This is a genomic window from Nocardia sp. NPDC060220 (genome assembly GCF_042727815.1).
In the GTDB taxonomy this organism is placed as follows: Bacteria; Actinomycetota; Actinomycetes; order Mycobacteriales; family Mycobacteriaceae; genus Nocardia.
On record NZ_JBHWZY010000985.1, the window covers coordinates 1 to 2,342 of the forward strand.

The window sequence follows — 2,342 nt, forward strand, 5'->3', positions numbered from 1 at the left end:
ACGAACCGTTCGGCGCGCTCGACGAGATGACCAGGCTGAACATGCAGGAGGAGCTGCTGCGCCTCTACCGCGACAACGCCTTCACCGCCCTGTTCATCACCCACTCGGTCTCCGAGGCCGTATTCCTCGCCTCGCGGGTGGTGGTGATGTCGGCCCGGCCGGGCCGCATCCACGAGGTGATCGACGTCGACCTGCCCTACCCGCGGGAACGCGAACTGCGCTTCGAACCCGCGTTCACCCAACTCGTCTCGCGCATCTCGCGCTCGTTGAAAGAGGCTGCCTGATGGTGAGTGTCGCGGCCCGTGTTCCCGCCGCCACGAAGATGCAGCTGCCCACCGCGCACCTGCGCAAATTCGGCAGTTCGCTGGTAGCGCCGATTGTTTCGATCACCTTGGCGCTGGCCGCCTGGTACGCGGTGTCGATGCTGGTCCTCAGCGAGGGTCGCCGCTTCCTGCTGCCGCCGCCGCACGTGGTGTTCAGTGAATCGCTGGCCGACCCGAAGAAACTCGAGGTGATGCTGGAGGCGCTGGCCGTCACCGCCAGGGTCGCGATCACCGGCCTGCTGATCTCGGCGGTGCTGGGGGTGGCGATCGCGGTGCTGATGAGTCAGGCCAAACCGATCGAGAACGTGGTCTACCCGTACGCCGTTGTTCTCCAGGCGATCCCGGTGCTGGCAGTGGTCCCGCTGATCGGCTTGTGGCTGGGCTACGGCTTCGCCGCCCGCACCACCGTGTGTGTGCTGATCGCGATCCATCCGATCATCGCGATGACCCTGTTCGGTATCAAGTCGGTCGACGGCAATCTCCAAGAGCTGTTCACCCTCGGCCGAGCGGGCCGTCTGCGCCGCCTCTGGTCGCTGCAACTGCCTGCCGCGCTGCCCTCGACCCTGACCGGATTGCGCACCGCCGCGGGACTTTCGGTCACCGGCGCCATCATCGGCGACATGTTCTTCGCGCAGGGCAAGCCCGGCATCGGCACCCTGCTCGACACCTACCGCGCCCGCTTGCAATCCGAGGATCTGATCGGCGCACTGCTGCTGGCCGCCCTGTTCGGCGTGCTCGTGTTCACCGTGTTCACGGTCGTCCAGAAGGTCAGCGTCGGCCGCTGGCACAATTCCGCCAACTAAGGATCACCATGAAGACACTTCCCCTACGTCGCGTAGGTATCGCCGCGCTGGCGGTGCTGCTGGCCGGCACCGCGTCCGCCTGTTCCAGCGACGCCTCCGACGCCCCTGCCGTCGCGCTCGAACCGGCCCCGGCCGAACAGCAACTCGCGGGCGCTTGCCCGGCCACCGTGGTCGTCCAGCTCCAGTGGGCGCCGGAAACCGACTCCGGCCCGATCTTCGGCCTGCTCGGCCCGGGCTACAAAGTCGACGCCGACAACAACAAGATCACCGGCCCGCTCGTCGCCGACGGTAAGGACACCGGCGTGCAGCTGGAGATCCGCGCGGGCGGCCCCGCCATCGGCTTCCAGACCGTGCCGTCGCAGATGTACGTCGACCAGAGCATCACCCTCGGTCTCGCGCACTCCGAACACGCTATCGCCGCCGCGGGTCAGCAGCCGATCGTCGCCGTCACCACGCTGCTGCGCAACAGTCCTCAGATGTTGATGTGGGACCCGAAGACCAACCCGGACTGGAAGGGCATCACCGATATCGGCAAGTCCGGCAAGCCGGTGGTGGTCTCCAAGGGCCAGCTGTACCCGGACTGGCTGGTCGCGCGCGGACTGGTGAAGAAGGAGCAGGTCGACGCCTCCTACGACAACTCGCCCTCGCGCTTCGTCACCGATCCGTCCTTCGCTCAGCAGGGCTTCGCCAATGCCGAACCCTTCACCTACGAGCACGAGGTGCGGGCCTGGAACAAGCCGGTCGGCTACCAGCTGCTCAAGGATGTCGGCTACGAGGGTTATGCCCGCACCGTCAACGTGCGCGCCGACAAGCTCGCCGAGCTGCGTCCGTGTCTGCAGAAGCTGGTGCCGATGATCCAGCAGGCCACGGCCTCGTTCAAGGCCGATCCCAGCCACGTCAACGACGTCGTCGTCGATGTGGTCGAGCAGAACCCCAAGCTCAATCCCTACAGCGCCGAACTGGCCGAATTCGGATCCAAAGCCCTCATCGACGGCGGCCTGATCGGCAACGACACCGACGGCGTGCTCGGCAGTTTCGACGAGGCCCGCGTCCAGCGCATCATCGACGAATTCGCCCCCATCCTGCGATCGGGCGGCGCGAACGTGCCGACCGGCCTGACCGCGAAGGACCTGGTCACCAAGGAATTCCTCGACCCCGCCATTTCCGTCACCGGCTAAGGAGACACCCATGACCACCAGCTACGACCTGTCCGAAG

Annotated in this window: 2 protein-coding genes and 1 pseudogene; all 3 read left to right on the forward strand. The window is 66.3% G+C overall.

Features of this window, described 5'->3' with window-relative positions; genetic code table 11:
• Positions 1-284: pseudogene (locus ACFWF3_RS32620) on the forward strand (ABC transporter ATP-binding protein); the annotation flags it as partial.
• Positions 284-1,126 (forward strand): ABC transporter permease, encoded by an 843-nt coding sequence (locus ACFWF3_RS32625; RefSeq protein WP_379317707.1) that lies wholly within the window; start codon positions 284-286, stop codon positions 1,124-1,126. The pseudogene ACFWF3_RS32620 and the gene ACFWF3_RS32625, both read left to right, overlap by 1 nt.
• Positions 1,127-1,134: 8 nt before the next feature.
• On the forward strand, positions 1,135-2,304 hold the full coding sequence (locus tag ACFWF3_RS32630; protein ID WP_379317709.1) for an ABC transporter substrate-binding protein: 1,170 nt from the start codon (positions 1,135-1,137) through the stop codon (positions 2,302-2,304).
• Positions 2,305-2,342 lie beyond the last annotated feature (38 nt).

Bases quoted from the DNA above. Each gene is read 5' to 3' on its own strand.
- ACFWF3_RS32625 (WP_379317707.1), top strand. From the start codon at position 284: ATGGTGAGTGTCGCGGCCCGTGTTCCCGCCGCCACGAAGATGCAGCTG.
- ACFWF3_RS32630 (WP_379317709.1), top strand. From the start codon at position 1,135: ATGAAGACACTTCCCCTACGTCGCGTAGGTATCGCCGCGCTGGCGGTG.